This window comes from Catellatospora chokoriensis, assembly GCF_011297315.1.
Classification (GTDB): domain Bacteria; phylum Actinomycetota; class Actinomycetes; order Mycobacteriales; family Micromonosporaceae; genus Catellatospora; species Catellatospora citrea.
Genome location: NZ_JAAOTI010000001.1, coordinates 170,260 through 190,089, shown reverse-complemented (window position 1 = coordinate 190,089; position 19,830 = coordinate 170,260). Strand labels below are relative to the sequence as shown.

The following is a 19,830-nucleotide window of genomic DNA, read 5'->3' as shown; positions in this document are numbered from 1 at the left end:
GCGGTCAGCTGGTGAGCGCCGCCGCGAGGAAACGGTGCACGGCGGCGTTGGCCGGACCGGACACCGACAGCGGCATCATGTTGAAACTGTGGCCCGCGCCCGGCACCACCTGGACCTGCGCGGGCGAGCGCGCGGCGAGCAGGCGGGCGTACAGGAACAGGGTGTCGTCGAGCAGCGGGTCCTCGGTGCCGACGGTGAGCAGCGCCGGTGGCAGCCCGGTGAGCCGGGCGTAGAGCGGGGAGGCGGCGGGGTCGAGGCGGTCGGCGAGGTCGGGCACGTACTGCTCGGCGTACCAGCGCATGCGGGCCGTGGTGAGTATGCCGCCGCGGGCGTCGTCCCAGTCGCGGGCGCTCGGGGTGAGGCTAAGGTCGTACACGCCGTAGCACAGGTTCAGCGCCCGCAGCGCCACGGCGGCCGGGCGCTCGCCCAGCCGCAGCGCCACCGCCAGGGCGAGGTTGGCCCCTGACGACTCGCCGCCCAGGGTCGCCGCCGTGACGCCGAACTGCTGGGACGCGTGGTCGAGCAGATGCCGGGCGGCCGCCTCGCAGTCGTCGAGCATGCCGGGGAAGCGCCGTTCGGGGGCCAGTGGATAGTCGAGGCTGACCACGGTCTGGCCCGTGCCGCGTACCAGGTCCTCGAGGTAGGCGTCCTGCTCGTCGGCCGCGCCGACGACCCACCCTCCGCCGTGGACGTGCAGGAAGAGACCGGTCGGCGCGGGCGCGTCGAACACCCGGGCGCGCATGGACCCGTCCGCCAGCGGCACCGTGATCTCGCGCGCGAGCGGCGAGCGGGGCAGCACCCCGCCCGGCGACAGGTCGGCGAGCCGCTCGCGGGCCTGTGCCCGGAATGCCTGCGCGCTCTGTGGCGGCCAGCCCATCTCGCGGACCAGCGCCCCCAGCCGCGCGTTGAACGCCACCACGTCGGGGGCGTACTCCGTCTGCACGAACGTGCCTTCGTCGAGTCCCACACCGCCTCCTCGGCTCTCCTTCAATGTGCGCCCCGCCCGCGTCGACCGCGCGACCTTCGGCGGATCTCCCGGGCCGGGCCCTGCGGGGCGGTGCGGTAGCCGCGGCCTTCCTGCGCCTGAGCAGCGCGTGTGCGGTTCCCGTCGGCGCTGCGTGACCGATAATGGGTGGGGAGACACGATGAGCGAGCAGGCGATGGTCGCGGTCGGCGTCGACGGTTCGGCGACGGCTCTGGAGGCGGTGCGCGAGGCTACCCGCGAGGCGGCGTGGCGCGGGTGCGGGCTGCGTATCGTGCACGCCTTCATCTGGCCGCTCATGCATGTCGAGACAGGCGCGTCGGAGGCGGTGCCCGAGGGCGGGCTGCGCCACGACGCCGAGCGCATCCTGGCCGAGGCGACGGCGGCGGCGAAGGCCGCGAACGGGCGCGTCGAGGTGAGGGCGGATCTGGTCACCGGCGGCCCCGCGGGCGTGCTGCTGGCGGCCGCCCGGGCCGCGCAGCTGCTCGTGCTCGGCGACCGCGGCCTGGGCGGGTTCGCCGGCCTGCTGCTGGGCTCGGTCGCGGTAGAGGTGACGGCGCACTGCACCACGCCGGTGCTGGTGGTGCGGGGTGAGGGACGGCCCGGCCCGGTGGTGCTCGGGGTGGACGGTTCGGCGGGGTCGGCGGCGGCCGTGCGGGAGGCGTTCACGGAGGCCCGGCAGCGTGACGCCGAGCTGCTGGCGGTGCGGGTATGGCACGACGCCGCCACGACGCTGTCCTACTCGGTGCCCGCGCTCTACGACGCCGACGCCGCACGCTCGGCCGAGCAGCACGAACTCGACGCGGCCCTCGACGCCGAGCAGAAGCGCCAGCCGAACGTCCGGGTCCGCACCCAGCTGGTCACCGGACGGACCGGTCGGGAGCTGGTGCGCCTGAGCGAGCAGGCGCAGCTGATGGTCGTCGGCGCGCGGGGCCGCGGCGGGTTCACCGGCCTGTTGCTGGGCTCGGTCAGCCAGCAGTTGCTACACCACGCGGCCTGCCCGGTGCTGGTGGTGCGCCACACGTCGTGAGGCGGGCCGGACCGGGCGGGTGACCGGGGCGGGTCAGGAGCGAGTCATGGACAGGCGGATCGCACAGGGCCGGCCGGACCGGGCAGCGGGACTGGCCTGGCGGCAGATCAGCGAGGTGATGAGCGCGCCGCCGCACTGCGTCGCGACGTCGACGACGCTGGGCGACGCGCTCGCGGTGATGGTGCGGGACGGGCTGCGGCATCTGGTCGTCACGGACGAGGGCGGTCGATGCGTGGGCGTGCTGGCGGACCGATCCGTGGTGGCGGCGTGGGCCGCCGAGCCGACCACGCTGTCGTACCGGCGGGTCTCGTCGGTGCTGGACCGCACACCGGCGGTGGTCGCCACCGGGGCGGCGGTGGTGGACGCCGCGCGTCTGATGCGTACGGCCTGCGTGGACGCCGTGGCGGTGGTGGACACCCGCGGCGTGGCGGTCGGCGTGGTGACGGGCAGCGATCTCGTCGCACTGCTGGCCCGGTGACCGGGCGGGAGCGGGGGAGACGGCTCCAGCCGCCTCCCCCGCCGCGATCACGCCAGCGTCAGGCTGGCGCGTCTGCGCTCACGATCGATCTCGAGGATCCGTACCGTGATGCTCGAACCGACCTGCGGTCCGGTCTCGCCGTGCAGCAGCCCGTGGGCGTCGTCGGCGATGCTGACGAAAGCGCCGAACGGCACGATCTTGACGACCTGGCCTACCAGGACGTCACCGGCGTTGAGTTCTTCGAAGCGGGACATGCGATCACCTCCTTCCTCGGCAGGCTCCGCTCATGCGGGCGTCGACGAAGGAGGGCGGGCCACGGGCCCGCCGGGCGATCACGGCTCAGCCGGATGCCTCATCTGATCACGGCACTGGGCCGACCCGGCAGTCACAGCGCATGACCCTAGTTACGGTTCCGCCCCTTGGCAACCGGGTTGCCCGCTTTCCGAAGTGGCGCTGCCCGGCCGGGGGACACGGGCGTAAATAAACTTGCAGCCACTGCAAGTTTAAGGTTTGATCGGCGCGTGACCCCGATCGAGCAGGATGCGCCACTGGGTCGGCGCGACCTTCGCAAGCAGCAGACCCGCGCCGCGCTGACCGGCGCGGCGCTGCGACTGTGCGCGCTGCGCGGCTTCGACCAGGTCACCGTGGACGACATCAGCACCGAGGCGGGCGTGTCCTCGCGCACCTTCTTCAACTACTTCGCCTCCAAGGAGGACGCCGTGCTCGGCGACCACCTGGTGGAGGTCGACGCGATGCGGGCCCGGCTGGCCGTGCTGCTGCCCACGATGCCGGTGCTGGAGGCGGTGCGCCGCGCCGTGCTGCTGGTGGTCGCCGCCATGGAGGCCGACCGCGATCACTGGTTCCTGCGCATGGAGATCATCCAACGCAGCCCGCAGCTGCTGCCGAGGCTGGTGCTCAGCAACGCCGAAGCCGAGCGGGCCACCACCGAGCAGATCGCCGCGCACCTCGGTGTCGACCCGGTCGCCCATGGTTACCCGGCGCTCGTCGTGGCCGCCACCAGCGCCTCCTTCCGGGTCGCGGCCACCCGCTGGATGGCCGCGGCCGGCGCGCTGTCCCTGGGCGCGCTGGTGGACGAGGCGTTCTCGGGCCTGGCCGCCGGCCTGCCCGACCCTGACTGATCCCGCGATTCCGCCGCCGCGCCCGCGCCCCGGCGCCCCTGTTCCCCCCGGGTGATCCTCACCCGGTAGTCGCACCACGTGAGGAAGAGAATGACCGCGACCGAGATACCGGCGCAGAACGCCGGACCGGACCCCGACACGGTGCCCATGTCGCGCCGTGAGGTGATGCAGGCGCTGTCCGGCCTGATGCTGGGCATGTTCGTGTCCATCCTGGCGGGGACGGTCGTGGCCAACGCGCTGCCGCGCATCATCGCCGCCCTCGACGGCAGCCAGTCCGTCTACACCTGGATCGTCACCACCGAGCTGCTGGCGATGACCGCCACCGTGCCGCTGTGGGGCAAGGCGGCCGACCTGTACAGCAAGAAGCTGCTCATCCAGCTGTCGCTCAGCCTGTTCGTGGTCGGCTCGCTCATCGCGGGCTTCACCCCGAACGTGGAGATCCTGCTCGTCAGCCGGGTCGTGCAGGGCGTCGGCGCGGGTGGCATGACGGCGCTGGCCATGATCGTGATGGCGGCGATGATCCCGCCCCGGGAGATGGGCCGCTACTCGGGCATCTTCGGCGCGGTGTTCGGCATCGGCACCATCGCGGGCCCGCTCATCGGCGGCGTGCTGGTCGACACCTCCTGGCTGGGCTGGCGCTGGACGTTCTTCATCGGCGTCCCGTTCACCCTGCTCGCCATCTACCTGCTGCAGCGCACCCTGCACCTGCCAACGACCCCGCCCGGCAAGGTGAAGATCGACTACCTGGGCGCGTTCCTGATCACCGCGGGCGTGTCGACGCTGCTGATCTGGTCGACGCTGGCGGGCAACAAGTTCGCGTGGGCGTCTGGCTGGACCGCGGCGCTGGTGGCCGGCGGCCTGGTGCTGCTGGCGCTGGCCGTGTGGGTCGAGTCGCGGGCCGCCGAGCCGATCATCCCGCTCGGCATCTTCCGCAGCCGCACCGTCACCCTCACCACGATCGCCAGCGTGCTGGTCGGTCTGGCGCTGATGGGCGGTGCGGTGTTCCTGTCGCAGTACTTCCAGATCTCGCTGGGCAAGTCGCCGACGGTGGCGGGCCTGATGAGCCTGCCCATGATCTTCGGTCTGCTGTTCTCGTCCACCATCGCGGGCGGGCTCATCACCAAGTTCGGCAAGTGGAAGATCTACCTGGTCGTCGGGGCCGTCGTGATGACGGTGGGCATGCTGCTGCTGGGCACGATCGACCACACCACCAGCGTGCCGCTGGTGTCGGTGTACATGGCGGTGCTCGGCATCGGTGTCGGCCTGCTCATGCAGAACCTGGTGCTGGCCGCGCAGAACGACGTGCCCGCGCACGACCTGGGCGTCACCACGTCGGTGCTGACGTTCTTCCGGAGCATGGGCAGCGCGGTCGGCGTCAGCGCGCTGGGCGCGGTGATGACCGCGCGGATCACCGACCTGCGTGAGGAGCGGTTCGGCCCGGCCCCCGCGGGCAGCAGCAACAGCCAGGTCCCCGACCTCGCCTCGCTGCCGCCGGAGATCAAGGCGATCGTGGCCGAGATCTACGGCCTGGCCACCGCGGACCTGTTCCTGGTCGGCGCGCCGATCGCGGCGCTGGCGTTCGTCGTGGTGCTGTTCATCAAGGAGAAGCCGCTGAGCACGCTCAGCGGCGCGGACCGGCTCGCCATGGAGTCGGCGGCCGCCGACGCCGCCGACCTCGGCGTCGAGGGCGGCGCCGAGACGCCGGCGAAGCCCGACGAGCGGGTGCGGGTGGAGTGACCTCTGCCGCTGGAGGGCGTCCGTGTCTCCGGGCACGGGCGCCCTTTCGCGTTCCGGACAATCCGCGCACCGGGTCTGACCCGGCTCGGGTAGAATTGATCTTTCTGGATCGGGGGCCAGCCATGCAGCCGATGACTCCGATGTACCGCGATGAGGAAGACCTGCGCCACGATGTGCGGGCCGCCTGCGTGCGGGCGTGCAACCTGTGCGCGGAGGCCTGCAACTCCTGCGCCGACGCCTGCCTGGGCGACCCGGCGGTGGCCGAACTGGTGATCTGCATCCGGACGAACCTGGACTGCGCCGACATGTGCGCCACCGCGGCCGAGATCCTCGACCGGTTCCGCGGCTACCACCCCGAGCTGGCGCGGGCCGTGATCGAGGCGTGCGCGACCGTCTGCGACGTGTGCGCGCAGGAGAGCCGCAGCCAGGCCGACCGCTACCGGCACTGCGAGATCGCCGCGGACGCGTGCGAGACCGCCCGCGACGCCTGCCGGCAGATGCTGGCCGAACCGGCACTGGCCTGAGCGCCGCCGTCCGGCGGACGTGTGCTGCGTCGCAATACCGCCCCGAGGTGTCACAACCGGATCGGGTTGTCCTGTCGTTCCTGAGGCGGCGACCGCCGGTTGCCGTGACAATGGAACACGGAGGGGCAAAACGATGGATCAGCGGATGAACCTGGGCGAAATCGCACCCGAGGGCTACCGGGCAGTGCTGGGGCTGGAGAAGTACCTGCACAAGAGCCTCGACGCCCGGCTGCTGGACCTGGTGAAGCTGCGCGCCTCGATCCTGAACGGCTGCGCGTACTGCGTCGACCTGCACGGCACGGACCTGATCAAGCAGGGTGCGGACATGCGGCAGGTGCTCGGCGTGAGCACGTGGTGGGAGTTCCCGGGCTTCGACGCCCGCGAGCGCGCCGCGCTGGCGCTCACCGATGCGGTGACCAAGCTGGGCGAGTACGGCGTCTCCGACGAGGTGTGGGACACCGCCCGCGCGGCCTTCACCGACAAGGAGGTCGCCGATCTCATCCTGGCGATCGGCACCATCAACCTGTGGAATCGCATCGGCGTGACCACCCGATTGCACCCGGCGGTGTGATGACGGCATATGTGGAACTGCGTCCGGCGGACGTGGCGGTCTTCGAGCAGCACCGGCCGGTGCTGCTCGGGGTCGCCTACCGGATGCTCGGCAGCTGGTGGGACGCCGAGAACGTGCTGCAGGAAGCCTGGCTGCGCTGGCACGGCGCGGACCGCGAGGCGATCGCGGACCCGCGGCGGTGGCTGGTCACGGTGACCATCCGGCTCGCCCTCGACCAGCTGCGCTCGGCCCGGCACCGCCGGGAGACGTATCCGGGCACCTGGCTGCCCGAACCGATTCCGGTCGGGGTCCAGGTCGGAGACCCGGCCGAGACCGCCCGGCAGCGCGACACGCTGTCGCTGGCGGCGCTGCGGCTCATGGAACGGCTCACGCCGCCCGAGCGGGGGGTCTACCTGCTACGGGAGACGTTCGAGTGGCCGTACGAGGAGATCGCGGACGTGCTCGGGCTGACCGAGACCAACGCCCGGCAGCTGCACCGCCGCGCCGCCGACCGGATCGGCGACGACCGCGAGCGCTTCGGCGTGGCCGGCGCGGAGCACCGGGCCCTCGTCACGCGTTTCCTGGGTGCGGTGGCCGCCGGCGAGCGGGCCGGCCTGCAGGCGGTGCTGGCCGAGGAGGCCACGTTGTGGAGCGACGGCGGCGGCAAGGCCCGCGCCGCGGTCAACCCGGTCGTCGGCGCGCCGCGCGTGGCCCGCTTCCTGGCCGGGGTCAGCGCCAAGGCCGCCGACCTCGAGTGGCTGCTGCTCGAAGTCAACTGCGGGCCGGCCGCGCTGGTGCGGCTGGGCATGCGGTGGTCGTTGATGACCTGGGAGACCGACCGCGGCCGGCTCGCGGCAATCCAACTGCTGAGCAATCCCGACAAGGTGTGCGCGCTGGGCCTGTTCGCGGACGACCGGAACTCCGCGGCGCAGGCCCGTGCGGCCTGGGCGCTGCTCTGACGGTGCCGACGCGGGCGCCCGCCGAAAAGCGGTTGCCCCGTTCCGGCCGGCCGGTACCTTGGCCGGTGTGCTGACACCTCCCGCCGACCTGTCCGAGGAACTGCTCGTCAAGACGCTGGGCGATGGCTGGGGGATGGACGTGGCCGAGCTGGGCTACCGGCCCGTCGGCTGGGGCAGCCACCACTGGTCGGTCACCGACGCCGCGGGCGGCCGCTGGTTCCTGACCGCCGACGACCTGACCCTCAAGCGCCGCACCCCGGCGGAGACCCTCGACGAGGCGTACCAGCGGCTGCGGGGATCCTTGCGCGCGGCGGCCGAGCTGCGTGACGCGGGTCTGGCCTTCGTCGTGGCGCCCGTCGCGGCGCGCGGCGGCGAGCCGCTGGCCAGGGCAGGCGAGTGCTACACCGTGGCCGTCCACCCGCACCTGGACGGGCGCAGCTTCGGCTGGGGCGAGTACGACGTGCCCGGACACCGGGAGGCCGTGCTGGAGATGGTGATCGCCGTGCACGCCGCACCCGCGGCCGCCCGCCGCCACGCGCCCGCCGACGACTTCACCGTGCCGCACCGCGACGGGCTCGCCGCCGCGCTCGCCGGGGACCTTCCCGACACCGGCCCGTACGCCCGGCCGCTGGCGCGCTTGCTGGCCGAACACGAACGACCGGTCCGCGACCTGCTGGCCCGCTACGACCGGCTGGTCGCCGAGAACCGGGACCACCCGGCCGTGCTCACCCACGGCGAACCCCACCCCGGCAACACCATGCTCACCTCCGACGGCTGGCGCCTCATCGACTGGGACACCGCGGCCACCGCCCCGCCCGAACGCGACCTGTGGCTGCTGGCAGCCGACGACGACACCGTCCTCGACGCGTACGCCGCCGCCACCGGCCGCTCGGCGCACCGTCCGCTGCTGGACCTCTACCGGCAGCGCTGGGACATCGCCGACCTGGCCGTCGACATCGCCCGCTTCCGCGCCCCGCACACCGGCACCCCCGAGGACACCAAGACCTACGAGATCCTCACCCGCATCCTCACCACCCTCCGGTAAGGAAGGGCACCTTCACATCGCCATCCGTAGCGGAAGGGCACCTTCTTAACGGGAGCCTTGGGCTGAACTGCGCGGAGTTCGGCTCGCGGCAGGGCACGGCGCGGGTTAACCTCGGCCCGGTGCGTATCACCCCGCTCCAGCGTGCCCTGACCGAAGCGACCGATCCCGACCTGCGCGCACTGCCGGAAAGCGTCGCCGCGCTGCTCGCCGAGCTCGACGCGCCGCCACGGCTCGGCGCGCATCTGCGGGCGGTGCACGACGTGGCCGCCCGACTGCTCGCCGATGTGGGCGAGGCGTGCCCGGGGCTCGCCGTGTCGGCCGACGAGGTGCTGTTCGGAGCGGCCACGCATGACATCGGCAAGGTCGTGCATCCGTCCGAACTGTCCGGACCCGGTTCGGCACACGAGCCGGCGGGACACGAGCTGCTGATCGAGCGCGGCGTCGCACCGCGCCTGGCCCGGTTCGCCCTCGATCACGGGTCCGTGGCGTACGACGGGCTCAGCATCGAGGATCTGCTCGTCGTGCTCGCCGACAAGGTGTGGAAGGGCAAACGGGTGCCCGGACTGGAGGACGAGGTCACGGCCCGGTGGTGCGCGGCGAGCGGCGAGCAGCCGTGGGAGGCGTTCCTTCGCCTGGACGACCTGCTGGAGCGGCTGGCCCGCGACGCCGACGCCCGCCTGGCATTCCAGGCCCGTCACCCGCTGTAGCGCGACGCCTGGCTTGCTGGTTCGGCAACAATGTTTGCCGAAATGGCGCGGGGCGGCGCAGGGTGGTCCCGGAGGTGGTCGAGATGACCTTTGAGGCGTACGACGTGGTGGTCGTCGGCGGCGGGGCCGCCGGATTGAACGGGGCGCTGACCCTGGCGCGGGCGCGGCGCTCGGTGCTGGTGGTCGACGGCGGCGAGCCGCGCAACGCGCCCGCCGCGGCGATGCACGCGTTCCTTTCCCGCGACGGGATGCCGCCGGGCGAACTGCTGAAGATCGGCCGGGAGGAGGTACGCGGCTACGGCGGCGAGATCGTGTCGGGCCAGGTGGTCGCGGCGGTACGCGAGGACGGCGGCTTCGCCGTGACCCTCGACGGCGGCCGGGTGGTCCGGGCCAGGCGGCTGCTCGTGGCCACCGGCGTCGTCGACGAGCTGCCCCCGGTCCCGGGACTGCGCGAGCGGTGGGGCCGCGACGTGCTGCAGTGCCCGTACTGCCATGGCTGGGAGGTGCGCGACCAGGCCGTCGCCGTGCTGGCGACCGGCGCGCACGCGGCCCAGCAGGCGCTGCTCTACCGGCAGTGGACTCCGGACGTGACCCTGCTGCGCCACACCGGCCCCGAACCGACCGAGACGGAGCTGGCGCAGCTGACCGCGCGCGGAGTGCGGCTGGTGTCCGGTGAGGTCGCCGGGCTGGCGGTGGCCGACGACCGGCTGACCGGGGCGCGGCTGGCCGACGGCACGGTGGTGCCGTGCCAGGCGCTGGTGGTGTCCGCGCAGATGGTGCCGCGGGCGGGGGTGCTGGAGTCGCTGGGCGTGACGCTGACCGAGCACCCGTTCGGCGCGTACGTCGCCGCGGACCCGAGCGGCCTGACCGAGGTGCCCGGGGTGTGGGTGGCGGGCAACGTCACCGACCTGTCCGCGCAGGTCATCCACGCGGCGGCGGGCGGCTCCCGGGCGGCCGCTTTCATCAACTTCGACCTGGTCGCCGAGGACACCGCGCGGGCGGTCGCCGCTGCCGGCGCAGCCGGGTTTCAGGTGGCGGGCGGGCGGTAGCGCAGGCCGTCCATGAGCAGGTCGAGCAGCCGTCCGGCCTGCTCGGCCTGCGCCGGGTCGGCGGTGGCCAGGCTGACGCCGCTGAGGCTGACCAGCACGTCCTCGGGCCGGATGTCGGCGCGTACGGTGCCCGCGGCGCTGGCCGCGTCGAGCAGGGTGCCGATCGCGCCGAGCAGCCGGTCGCGGCTCTGCGCGAACGGGTTGCCGCCGGAGGCGATCACGGCGCGCAGCGCGTCGGCCATGCCGCGCTTGGTGGTCAGGTACTCGGTGAACAGGTCCATCCAGGCGCGTACGGCCAGGTCCGGCGGCATGGTGTCGAGCAGGCCCGGGGCGGCGTCGCACAGCCGGGCCAGCTCCTTGCGGTAGGCCGCCTCGACCAGTGCCTCGCGGGTGGGGAAGTGCCGGTAGAGGGTGCCGATGCCGACGCCCGCCTGCTTGGCGACGGCGTCCATGGAGACCTGCGGCCCGTCGTGGGCGAACGCCTGGGCGGCGACCTCGAGCAGCCGCTCGCGGTTGCGTTGCGCGTCGGCGCGCAGTGGCCGGGTCACGGCTCCTCCTTCCGGCCGGTGGTGACGCAGCTCATTGTGCGTGCCGGCGATGCGGTTGCAAAACGGAGGATCCTCCGGTTAGCGTGGAGGGCGTAACGGAGGGGCCTCCGGTTGTTGACTGTACCGGAGGACCCGACCCGGCAACGCCGATCAGGACGGAAAGATCATGAGCGTACGTATCACCACCCCGTTCTCCGCCACCTCCACCGCCGCCGAGGTGGTGCAGGGCATCGACCTCACCGGCCGGCGGGCCGTGGTCACCGGCGGCGCGTCCGGCATCGGCGTCGAGACCGCCCGTGCCCTGGCCGGCGCGGGCGCGGAGGTCACCCTCGCGGTGCGCGACACCGCCGCCGGCGACCGCACCGCCGCCGACATCACCGCCACCACGGGCAACAAAGCCGTCTTCGTGTCCCGGCTCGACCTCGCCGACCAGGACTCCGTCGCCGCCTTCGCCGCCGGCTGGGACGGCCCGCTGCACATCCTCGTCAACAACGCCGGGATCATGGCTTCGCCGCTGATGCGCACCCCGCAGGGCTGGGAGATGCAGTTCGCCACCAACCACCTCGGACACTTCGCCCTGGCCCGCGGCCTGCACGGCGCGCTCGCCGCGGCCGGCGGCGCCCGGGTGGTCTCGGTCAGCTCCTCGGCGCACCTGCGCTCGCCGGTGGTGTTCGAGGACATCCACTTCACCGAGCGCGAGTACGAGCCCTGGGCCGCGTACGGGCAGTCGAAGACCGCCAACGTGCTGTTCGCGGTGGAGGGCACCCGGCGCTGGGCCGCCGACGGCATCACGGTCAACGCGCTGATGCCCGGCGCGATCCAGACCAACCTGCAGCGTTACGTGTCCGAGGAGGAGCTGAACCGGCTGCGAGCGCAGATGGGCGGCGGCGACTTCCTGTGGAAGACCCCGGAGCAGGGCGCGGCGACGTCGGTCCTGGTGGCGACCTCGCCGCTGCTGGACGGCGTCGGCGGGCGCTACTTCGAGGACTGCGCCGAGGCCGAGCCGAACGTGGCGGGCAGCCGGCGCGGGGTGGCCGCGTACGCCCTGGACCCGGCTGCCGCGCGGCGGCTGTGGGAGGTCACCGAGCAGACCCTGGCGGCCTGACGCGCCGATGCCCTTCCGGCCTGGCCGGAAGGGCATTTCGGTCAAGATGGTGAGATGGACCTTCCGGTGGGCGGCGCGGCGCACCACACGCACATCCGAACTCCGGACCAGCGGCTACGCGTCTTCGTCAGCTCCACGCTGCGGGAACTGGCCGTGGAGCGGCGGGCCGTGGAGCGGGCCGTCACCGCGATGCGGCTGACGCCGGTGATGTTCGAACTGGGCGCCCGCCCCCACCCGCCCCGCGACCTGTACCGGGCCTACCTGGCGCAGAGCGACGTCTTCATCGGGCTGTACTGGCAGGAGTACGGCTGGGTCGGCCCCGACATGGCCGTCTCCGGTCTGCAGGACGAGCTGGAGCTGTCCCGCGACCTGCCCCGCCTGCTCTACGTGAAGACCCCCGCCGACGACCGCGACCCCCGGCTCGCCGACATGCTGGCAGGCGTGGAGCAGGAGGCGGCCACCTCGTACCGCCTCTTCACGACGGCGACCGAACTCGGCCGGCTCGTGCGCGACGACCTGGCGACCCTGCTCAGCGAACGTTTCGCCGCCGGTGCCTCCGCCGCGCACGCCCCGCCCGCGGCAGCCCGGGCCCGGTTCGCGGCAGCCGAGGCCCAGCCGATCGCGCCGACGCGCGGCCCGCGGGTGCTGCCGATGGGGGCGACCTCGCTGGTCGGGCGCGAACCCGCGATCGAGGAGGTGGCGGCCCTGCTCGACCGGCCCGAGGTGCGGCTGGTGACGCTGACCGGACCCGGCGGGATCGGCAAGTCCCGGCTGGCGCTCGCCGTCGCCGACCGGATAGGCGAGCGGTTCACCGAGGGCACCGTGTTCGTCTCGCTGGCCGAGTTCACCCGGCCGGACGCGGCGCTGGCCGCGATCGGCCGGGCCGTCGGCGCGTCGATCGGCGCGGGACCCTCCCCGCTGGACGCCATCGGCGAGCACCTCGGCGACGACCGCTGGCTGATCGTGCTGGACAACGTGGAACAGGTCGACCTCGCCCACAGCATCGACGAGCTGCTGACCCGCTGTCCCGGCACGGTGGTCGTCGCGACGAGCCGAAGGGTGCTGCGGCTGCGGGCCGAGTGGGAGTACGAGGTCCAGCCGCTGTCCGTGCCGGACGATCCGGACACGATGACGCTGCCCGAGCTGGCCGCCGCCCCGGCGGTGGCCCTGTTCGCCGAACGCGCCCGCGCGGTGCGCCGCGGCTTCGCCCTCACCGAGGCCAACGTCGGCGCGGTGGTGCGGATCTGCCGGCTGCTGGACGGCATCCCGCTCGCCATCGAACTGGCCTCCGCCCGGATCCGGCTCAAGGACCCCGAGATCCTGCTGGCGAAGCTCACCGACTCCCTCGGCGTGCTCGGGGCCGGACCGGTCGACCTGCCCGAACGCCAGCGGACCCTGCGCGCCACGGTCGAGTGGAGCGTCGGCATCCTGCCCGACGCGGAGCGCCGCCTGCTGCAGACCATGGCCGTGTTCGTCGACGGCTGGACCGTCGACGCCGCCGCCCACGTGGCCGGCCTGCCCGAGCACGAGACGCTCGAACTGATCGACACGCTGCACCAGCACAGCCTGGTGCACGTCGACATCACCGAGGCCGGTCCGCGGTCGCGGCTGCTGGTCATCGTCCGGGACTTCGCCGCCGAGCAGCTGTCCACCAGGGACGACGGCCCCGAGGTCCACCGCCGCCATGCCGAGTACTTCCGGCAGCTCGCCGGACGGGCCGACCACCCGCTGCGCGGCGCGGGCCAGCACGAGTGGGGGGAGCGGCTGCAGACCGAGGCGGGCAACCTGTCCGCGGCGGTGCGCTGGCACCTGGCGCACGATCCGGGTCCGCTGCCGCACCTGTTCCGGCAGCTGTGGCCGTTCTGGTCGCTGTGGGAGCACCTGGCGGAGATCCGGCCCTGGGTGCGCCGGCTGTCGGACGACCTCGACGCCTTCGACCTGGAGTCCCGGGTGGAGTTGCTGTGGACGGCAGCGGTGCTCGGCGACAACACCGGCGACGACGCGGGCGCGCTGTGGGCGTACGAGCGCCTGGGGCCGCTGCTGGACCGCATCGGCGACCCGTTCCTGCGGGCGATGGCGCACCTGGCGATGGCCTGGACCGCGCCGCTCGCCGACGACCTGGACCGCGCGCTGCGCGAGGCGCTGGCGAGCCTGGAACTGTTCCGCGACCTGGACGAGCCGTTCTGGACCGCCCTGGTGCTCACCGCGACCGGCACCATGCAGTGCAACCTCGGCCGTCATGACGACGCGGCGGTCCACCTGGCGGAGGCCGACGAGCTGGCGCGGCGGATCGACAACGCGTGGCTGTGCGCTTGGGTCCGCAGCCAGCGGGGCATCATGGCCGTCGAGATCGGGCACCCGCAGCAGGCCAGAGAGCTGCTCGACCAGGGGCTGACGCTGGGCCTGCAAGCCAACAACGTGCGCAGTCTCACCCTGTGCCTGGCGGGTTACGCGCAACTCGCCGCAGGCGACGGGGACTTCGCGCGGGCGACCCTGCTGGGTTGCGCGGCCGATGCGCTGCGGCGGCGCACCGGCATTCACCTGTGGCCGATGCTGCGCCGGCACCGGGAGCAGCGGCACGCCCAGATGCGCGCGGCGCTCGGCGACGAGCGCTACGAGCAGATCTGCGCCGCCGGCGGCCGGCTCGGCCACCGGGAGGCGATCGCCGCCGTCAACGGCGAGCTCGACGCCGCCGTGGCATCGTCATGACCACGACAGGAAGTCGCCGATCGCGGCGATGAACGCGGCCGGGTAATCGCGGCGTACGCAGTGACCGGCGCCGGTGACCCGCAGCGCGGTGAACGGCCCCGCGGCGGCGTCGGCGCAGTCGTCGGCGTCGGCCTCGGCCAGCAGGCCGCCGCGGGCGACCTCGCCGTAGATCAGCAGGGTGGGGCACGCGACCCCGGCCAGCGACTGCAGCAGCGACGGGCCCGGCTCGTACGGCAGGTCGTAGAACCGCGGGTCGAACTCGCCCTTGCTGACCGCCCACGGCCGGTATTCGGTGTCGGGCCAGCCGGGGTTGTCCGCGCGGCCCTTGGCGATCCGCGCGTCGAGGTCCAGCGCCTGCAGCTCGGCCAGCCAGGACGGCATGCCGTCGGCCGCGAGGGTGTGGTGCGGACCGGGCGGGTCCTCCAGCACCAGCGCCCGGACAAGGTCGGGCCGGGCGGCGGCCAGCGCGGCGGCGGCCAGCGCGCCCATCGAGTGCCCGATCACGACGACCGGCCCCAGCCCGAGGCCGTCGAGCACGAGCGCCGCGTCGGCGGCGTTGGCGGCGGTGCCGGTGGGCTCCTCCGGCAGCCCGGACGAACCGTGGCCGCGGGCGTCCAGCGTGATCGCGCCGGTGTGCGCGGTCAGCGCCGGGAGCACCGGGTCCCAGCACGCGCCGGAGTCGGAGAAGCCGTGCAGGAGCAGCAGTCCCGGCTCGCCGCCGTGGCGCTCCCAGGCGAGGTGAGCGGTACGCACCGGGGACCTCCCAAGAAGATGATCAGCCTGACCCTACACCGCCTGCAGGCCGACCGCGTCGGACCGCGCGGGTCGCCGCGACGGTGATCCGGTCGCCCGCGCTCGGCGAGCCTGACATGACGTGCGGCGGAGCCGAGGGCTCCGCCGCACGTGATCGGGTGGTACGCGGTTACGAGGCGGTGCAGGAGTACGCGGTCGGCAGCGCCGTGTTGCCGTTGGGACGGCTGGCCTGGAAGCCCCACGACGCGGTCTGGCCCGGCGCGAGGCTGCCGTTCCAGTTCTGGTTGGTCTCGGTCACGTTCTGCCCGCTGACCACGGCGGCCTGCGGCCAGGAGCCGGTGTGCGCGTGGCCGGACGGCAGGGTCGCGGTCGACGACCAGCCGTTGATCGTGCTGGAGCCGGTGTTGGTGACCGTCACCTGCATGACGTAGCCGTTGTTCCACTGGCTCTGCACCGCGGCGGTGGTGGTGCAGCCGCCCCCGCCCCCGCCGCCGGTCGTGGTGACGTTGACGATGCCGGAGTAGCCGGAGGTGCCCGCCGAGTTGGAGGCGCGTACGCGGTACCGGTACGTGGTGTTGGCGGCGAGCCCGGAGTCGGTGAACGACGGCGAGGACGAGGTGCCGACCTGGCTGAAGCTGGTGCTGCTGGCGCCGGTGGCCCGCTCGATCAGGTAGCTGCTGACCGTGCCGGAGGACGCCGACCAGCTCAGCGATGCGCCGCTTGCGGTCACGTTCGACGCGCTCGGCGTGCCGGGCGTGCCCGGGACCTGCGTGCCGCCGCCCGTGGTGGTGGTGACGTTGACGATGCCGGAGTAGCCGGAGGTGCCCGCGGAGTTGGAGGCGCGTACGCGGTACCGGTACGTGGTGTTGGCGGCGAGCCCGGAGTCGGTGAACGACGGCGAGGACGAGGTGCCGACCTGGCTGAAGCTGGTGCTGCTGGCGCCGGTGGCCCGCTCGATCAGGTAGCTGCTGACCGTGCCGGAGGACGCCGACCAGCTCAGCGACGCGCCGCTCGTGGTCACGTTCGACGCGCTGGGCGTGCCCGGGGTGCCGGGCGGCTGGGTGCCGCCGCCGGTGGTGACCGAGGACGAGAACGAGTTCACGGCCAGGCCGACACCGCCGATCCACGGCTCGAATCCCGCCTGGACACTGGTCAGGTACCAGCTGTTGTTGCCGTACTGGGAGCCGCGCGTGAACGTGTCGCGGACGAAGTCCATCACGTCGAAGCTCAGCGAGGTGATCGGAGAGCCGGTGAACAGGTAGGACACCACGTTGTTGGCGCCGTTGCTGCCGGTCCAGACGGCCCAGCTGCGCCCGGCGATGTTCGCGGTGCCGGTCTGGGAACCGATGGGCTGGATGCTGCCCTGCCGGTTGGCCCAGATCATGATCTCGGTGTCCTGGACGCCGGAGACGTTGGTGTCGGCGTTGAGCCAGATGTCGTACGCGGCGTCGTAGGTGCCGCTGCCGGGGTACGAGAAGCTGATGCTGCTGGGCGCGGTGCCGATGGTGCTCAGCTGCTTGGGCAGCGGCGAGCTCGGGCTGCAGTTGGAGTAGTGGCAGCCCAGGAAGATGGACGGGTAGGACACCGGCGCACCCGAGGTGTTGCCGACGCCGTCCTGCTGGGTGATGCTGAACCCGTTGCTGGTGGTGTTGATGCACTGGGTGGCGCTGGTGCCCCACCGGTTGTTCTGGATCACGTAGTTGCCGGCGACCACGGTGCCGTACTGCTCGCAGATGGTCGCGGCCTGGGCGGGCTGCGCCGCGAGAAGGCTCACGGCGGTGGCGGCGACGGTCAGCGCGATGGCTGAGACGACTGTAGCGAGGCGATGCTTTCTGCTCGTCGTGGCGTGCATGTCACTCCTTGGGCAGGGGAGGAGAGATCGGGAGGTGCCATGACTGGGAGCGCTTCCACCGGACACCATAGGCCATCGTCGAAGTGCCTGTAAACAAAACCATTGACGGTAATCAGTTTCATGGAAGTTACATGCGCGCCAAGGTTTCGTTACCTTTCGGACCGCTGCGGGCCGCCTGCGCACCGGATGGGAGGATGCGGGTTCGAGTCTGGGGAGGAGCACGAGGTGGGAGATCTGCAGCGGCTGCGCGAGGTCGCGGCACAGGTGTACGGCTGGACGGCGCTGCGCCCGGCGCAGGAGGAGGCGATGGCCCACGTGACCGCGGGCCGCGACACGATCGTGGTGTCGCCGACCGGCTCCGGCAAGTCGGCCATCTACCAGGTCCCGGCCCTGGTCGTGGGCGGGCCGACGATCGTGGTGTCGCCGCTCATCGCCTTGCAGCGCGACCAGGTCAAGAACCTCGTCGACCGCGGCGCGCCCGACGCGCACGTGGTCAACTCCGCGCGCAGCGCCCGGGACAACGCGGCCGCGTTCGACGCCATCCAGGCCGGTGACGCCGAGTTCCTGTTCCTGGCGCCGGAGCAGCTGGCCAAGGACGAGGTCGTGCAGCAGCTGCTGGAGGCCAAGCCGTCGCTGTTCGTGGTGGATGAGGCGCACTGCGTCTCCTCGTGGGGCCACGACTTCCGGCCCGACTACCTGCGCCTCGGCGAGGTCATCGAGCGGCTGGGCCACCCGACCGTGCTGGCGCTGACCGCCACCGCGTCGCCGCCGGTGCGCGCCGACATCGTCGAGCGGCTGCGCATGCGCGACGCGGTGCAGCTGGTCAAGGGCTTCGATCGGCCCAACATCCGGCTGGAGGTGTCCCGCGAGATCACCGAGCGGGAGAAGCGCCGCGAGATCATCGAGCGCGTCATCGCCCTCGACCCGCCCGGCCTGCTCTACGTGCAGACCCGCGGCGAGACCGAGGAGTACGCCCAGGCGCTGCGCGAGGCGGGCGAGGAGGCGTACGCGTACCACGCGGGTCTGAGCTCCGCGGAGCGCTCGGCGGTGCACGACGCGTTCCTGGCCTCCGACCGGGTCGTGGTCGTCGCGACGTCGGCGTTCGGCATGGGCATCGACAAGCCGAACGTGCGCTTCGTGGTGCACGCCGCGCCCGCCGAGTCGCTGGACTCCTACTACCAGCAGATCGGCCGCGCCGGCCGCGACGGCGACCCGGCCACCGCCGTGCTCTACTTCCGGCCCGAGGACCTGCGCCTGCCGCGCTTCTTCTCCTCCGGCACCGTCGACGAGGAGCTGCTCACCCGCGTCGGTGCGGGCGTCATCGCGGCCGACGGCCCGGTGCGCATCGACGACCTGCTCGAAGAACTCGACGTGACCCGCTCGCGGGTCACCCGCTCGGTCAACCTGCTGCAGGAGGCCGGGGCCGTGCTCACCACGGGCAAGGGCGTGCGGTGGACCGGCGGCGAGCTGGCCGCCGCCGTCGCGGCGGCCGCGGTCGAGGCCGCGCAGATGCGCACCGTCGAGCTGACCCGCGTCGAGATGATGCGGGGGTACGCCGAGACCGACGACTGCCGCCGTCAGTTCCTGCTCGGCTACTTCGGCGAGGACCTGGTCGACACCTGCGGCAGCTGCGACACCTGCACCGCGGGCACCGCCGACGCGCAGTCCGACGTGGACACCGGCTTCCCGGTGCAGTCGCGGGTGACCCACGCCGAGTGGGGACCGGGCGTGGTCATGCGCGAGGAGAACGACCGGATCACGGTGCTGTTCGACGAGGTGGGATACCGCACCCTGTCACTGAAGGCGGTCCGCGCCCGCAACCTGCTCACCGCGGCCTGACCCTGGTGGTGCCGCCGGGGCCTCGCGGCGTTCGCGAGCGCCCCGGCCGCACCGCCCAACGGCCCGGGCGTCGCAGGGGATCGATCGATGTCGTACGGCTCGGTTATGGTGACCGCGATGCTGTTCGACGGAGTGTTCACCTCGGCCCTGACCATCGGATACGCGGTCGTGCTCGGGCAGGCGCTGCGGATGCTGGTGCAGTACCAGATCTGGCTGCACCGCTGGCGGCAACCGGAGCGGCGGACCATCCGCGTCCTCGGACATAGTGAGTGGCTGATCCCGCCGGCCCACGCCCGCGCCTGGGTCGGCCTGACCATCGTGGTGGCCGGCTGTGCCACGTACCTGTGCCTGCCGGGCGAACCCGATCCCGCGGCGGACGTGTTCGTCAAGGCCATGCTGCTGCTCGGGCTGGCCGCGAGCCTGCTGCTCATCGAGGACGGCTGGCGCATGCCGCGCCACGAACTGCGGCAGATCCGGCAGGTGCGCGGCCTGGTCCGCTTCACCCGCGCCCGACTCGAGAAGCACAGCATCACCGAACGGCTCAGGTCCCCGAACGAGGGCGAGCCGGCCGGCACGCGCGAGGAGCTGGACCGGCTGCTGGCGCTGCTGGAGGAGGAGCCGTGGGAGCGAGCGGCCGCGCCGCGGTCCTGGCGTGTCGTCGCCCTGATGCTGCCCACCGTCGAGGAGTCGGCGAAGTCCACGATCCGCCTCATGCGCTACCGCTACGGCATCCGTGACGCCGAGCTCGGCGCGCACATCTGGGACGAGCCGAGCAGCGGCTGAGAACCGGGCCGCTGAGCGACGTGCACATCGGACCGTGCGAG

At 72.7% G+C, this 19,830-nt stretch carries 19 protein-coding genes; 14 read left to right on the top strand and 5 right to left on the bottom strand.

The features are described 5' to 3' along the window. Positions 1–4 precede the first annotated feature (4 nt). Complete coding sequence (locus tag HAV39_RS00880) at positions 5–967, bottom strand: alpha/beta hydrolase (RefSeq protein ID WP_191837211.1); 963 nt, start codon at positions 965–967, stop codon at positions 5–7. A gap of 178 nt (positions 968–1,145) precedes the next feature. Between HAV39_RS00880 and HAV39_RS00875 the strand changes: the two genes are divergently transcribed. Further along, entirely contained in the window at positions 1,146–2,012 is an 867-nt protein-coding gene (locus HAV39_RS00875; RefSeq protein WP_203736441.1) for a universal stress protein, read from the top strand. A 46-nt stretch (positions 2,013–2,058) separates the two neighbouring features. Then, a complete protein-coding gene (locus HAV39_RS00870) occupies positions 2,059–2,490 on the top strand; it encodes a CBS domain-containing protein (protein WP_191837210.1) in 432 nt (143 codons plus the stop codon). A 47-nt stretch (positions 2,491–2,537) separates the two neighbouring features. Here the strand turns inward: HAV39_RS00870 and HAV39_RS00865 are convergent, their stop codons facing one another. Next, positions 2,538–2,744 (bottom strand): S1 RNA-binding domain-containing protein, encoded by a 207-nt coding sequence (locus tag HAV39_RS00865; protein WP_191837209.1) that lies wholly within the window; start codon positions 2,742–2,744, stop codon positions 2,538–2,540. 267 nt (positions 2,745–3,011) lie between these two features. On the opposite strand from HAV39_RS00865, the gene HAV39_RS00860 reads away from it, so the two are divergent. The 8 genes from HAV39_RS00860 to HAV39_RS00825 all read left to right on the top strand — a co-directional run bounded on the left by HAV39_RS00860 (position 3,012) and on the right by HAV39_RS00825 (position 10,200). After that, positions 3,012–3,629: an acyl-CoA-like ligand-binding transcription factor gene (locus tag HAV39_RS00860; protein WP_191837208.1), complete on the top strand. Its 618-nt coding sequence runs from the start codon at positions 3,012–3,014 to the stop codon at positions 3,627–3,629. A gap of 90 nt (positions 3,630–3,719) precedes the next feature. After that, positions 3,720–5,366, top strand: coding sequence for an MDR family MFS transporter (locus HAV39_RS00855; protein ID WP_191837207.1), 1,647 nt, complete (start codon positions 3,720–3,722; stop codon positions 5,364–5,366). Positions 5,367–5,488: 122 nt separating this feature from the next. Further along, a complete protein-coding gene (locus HAV39_RS00850; RefSeq protein WP_203736440.1) occupies positions 5,489–5,890 on the top strand; it encodes a four-helix bundle copper-binding protein in 402 nt (133 codons plus the stop codon). Positions 5,891–6,035: 145 nt separating this feature from the next. After that, entirely contained in the window at positions 6,036–6,461 is a 426-nt protein-coding gene (locus tag HAV39_RS00845; protein ID WP_191837206.1) for a carboxymuconolactone decarboxylase family protein, read from the top strand. Beyond that, a complete protein-coding gene (gene sigJ, locus HAV39_RS00840; protein ID WP_191837205.1) occupies positions 6,461–7,399 on the top strand; it encodes an RNA polymerase sigma factor SigJ in 939 nt (312 codons plus the stop codon). Before HAV39_RS00845 ends, sigJ begins: the two co-directional genes overlap by 1 nt. Positions 7,400–7,466: 67 nt before the next feature. Continuing rightward, positions 7,467–8,444, top strand: a complete 978-nt coding sequence (locus HAV39_RS00835; RefSeq protein WP_191837204.1) for a phosphotransferase — start codon at positions 7,467–7,469, stop codon at positions 8,442–8,444. Between the two features lie 119 nt (positions 8,445–8,563). Continuing rightward, a complete protein-coding gene (locus HAV39_RS00830; RefSeq protein WP_191837203.1) occupies positions 8,564–9,151 on the top strand; it encodes an HD domain-containing protein in 588 nt (195 codons plus the stop codon). Between the two features lie 74 nt (positions 9,152–9,225). Next, on the top strand, positions 9,226–10,200 hold the full coding sequence (locus HAV39_RS00825; RefSeq protein WP_373311813.1) for an NAD(P)/FAD-dependent oxidoreductase: 975 nt from the start codon (positions 9,226–9,228) through the stop codon (positions 10,198–10,200). Here the strand turns inward: HAV39_RS00825 and HAV39_RS00820 are convergent. After that, positions 10,179–10,748: a TetR/AcrR family transcriptional regulator gene (locus HAV39_RS00820; RefSeq protein ID WP_191837201.1), complete on the bottom strand. Its 570-nt coding sequence runs from the start codon at positions 10,746–10,748 to the stop codon at positions 10,179–10,181. The genes HAV39_RS00825 and HAV39_RS00820 overlap by 22 nt on opposite strands. 166 nt (positions 10,749–10,914) lie before the next feature. Between HAV39_RS00820 and HAV39_RS00815 the strand changes: the two genes are divergently transcribed. Together HAV39_RS00815 and HAV39_RS00810 are read left to right on the top strand one after the other, a co-directional pair. Continuing rightward, a complete protein-coding gene (locus HAV39_RS00815) occupies positions 10,915–11,853 on the top strand; it encodes an SDR family NAD(P)-dependent oxidoreductase (RefSeq protein WP_191837200.1) in 939 nt (312 codons plus the stop codon). Positions 11,854–11,907: 54 nt separating this feature from the next. Further along, positions 11,908–14,562, top strand: coding sequence for a DUF4062 domain-containing protein (locus HAV39_RS00810; RefSeq protein WP_191837199.1), 2,655 nt, complete (start codon positions 11,908–11,910; stop codon positions 14,560–14,562). Here HAV39_RS00810 and HAV39_RS00805 read toward each other — a convergent pair. After that, positions 14,557–15,315: an alpha/beta fold hydrolase gene (locus tag HAV39_RS00805; protein WP_191837198.1), complete on the bottom strand. Its 759-nt coding sequence runs from the start codon at positions 15,313–15,315 to the stop codon at positions 14,557–14,559. The two genes, HAV39_RS00810 and HAV39_RS00805, sit on opposite strands and share 6 nt — an antisense overlap. 169 nt (positions 15,316–15,484) lie before the next feature. Further along, entirely contained in the window at positions 15,485–17,167 is a 1,683-nt protein-coding gene (locus tag HAV39_RS00800; RefSeq protein ID WP_191837197.1) for a GH12 family glycosyl hydrolase domain-containing protein, read from the bottom strand. A gap of 225 nt (positions 17,168–17,392) precedes the next feature. On the opposite strand from HAV39_RS00800, the gene HAV39_RS00795 reads away from it, so the two are divergent. Together HAV39_RS00795 and HAV39_RS00790 are read left to right on the top strand one after the other, a co-directional pair. Further along, the gene (locus HAV39_RS00795) at positions 17,393–19,006 is read left to right on the top strand and encodes a RecQ family ATP-dependent DNA helicase (protein WP_203736436.1); all 1,614 of its coding nucleotides are present in this window, start codon (positions 17,393–17,395) and stop codon (positions 19,004–19,006) included. Positions 19,007–19,123: 117 nt separating this feature from the next. Then, positions 19,124–19,789 carry a hypothetical protein gene (locus HAV39_RS00790; protein WP_191837195.1) on the top strand — a complete coding sequence of 222 codons (666 nt, stop codon included), beginning with the start codon at positions 19,124–19,126 and terminating at the stop codon, positions 19,787–19,789. Positions 19,790–19,830: the final 41 nt, after the last annotated feature.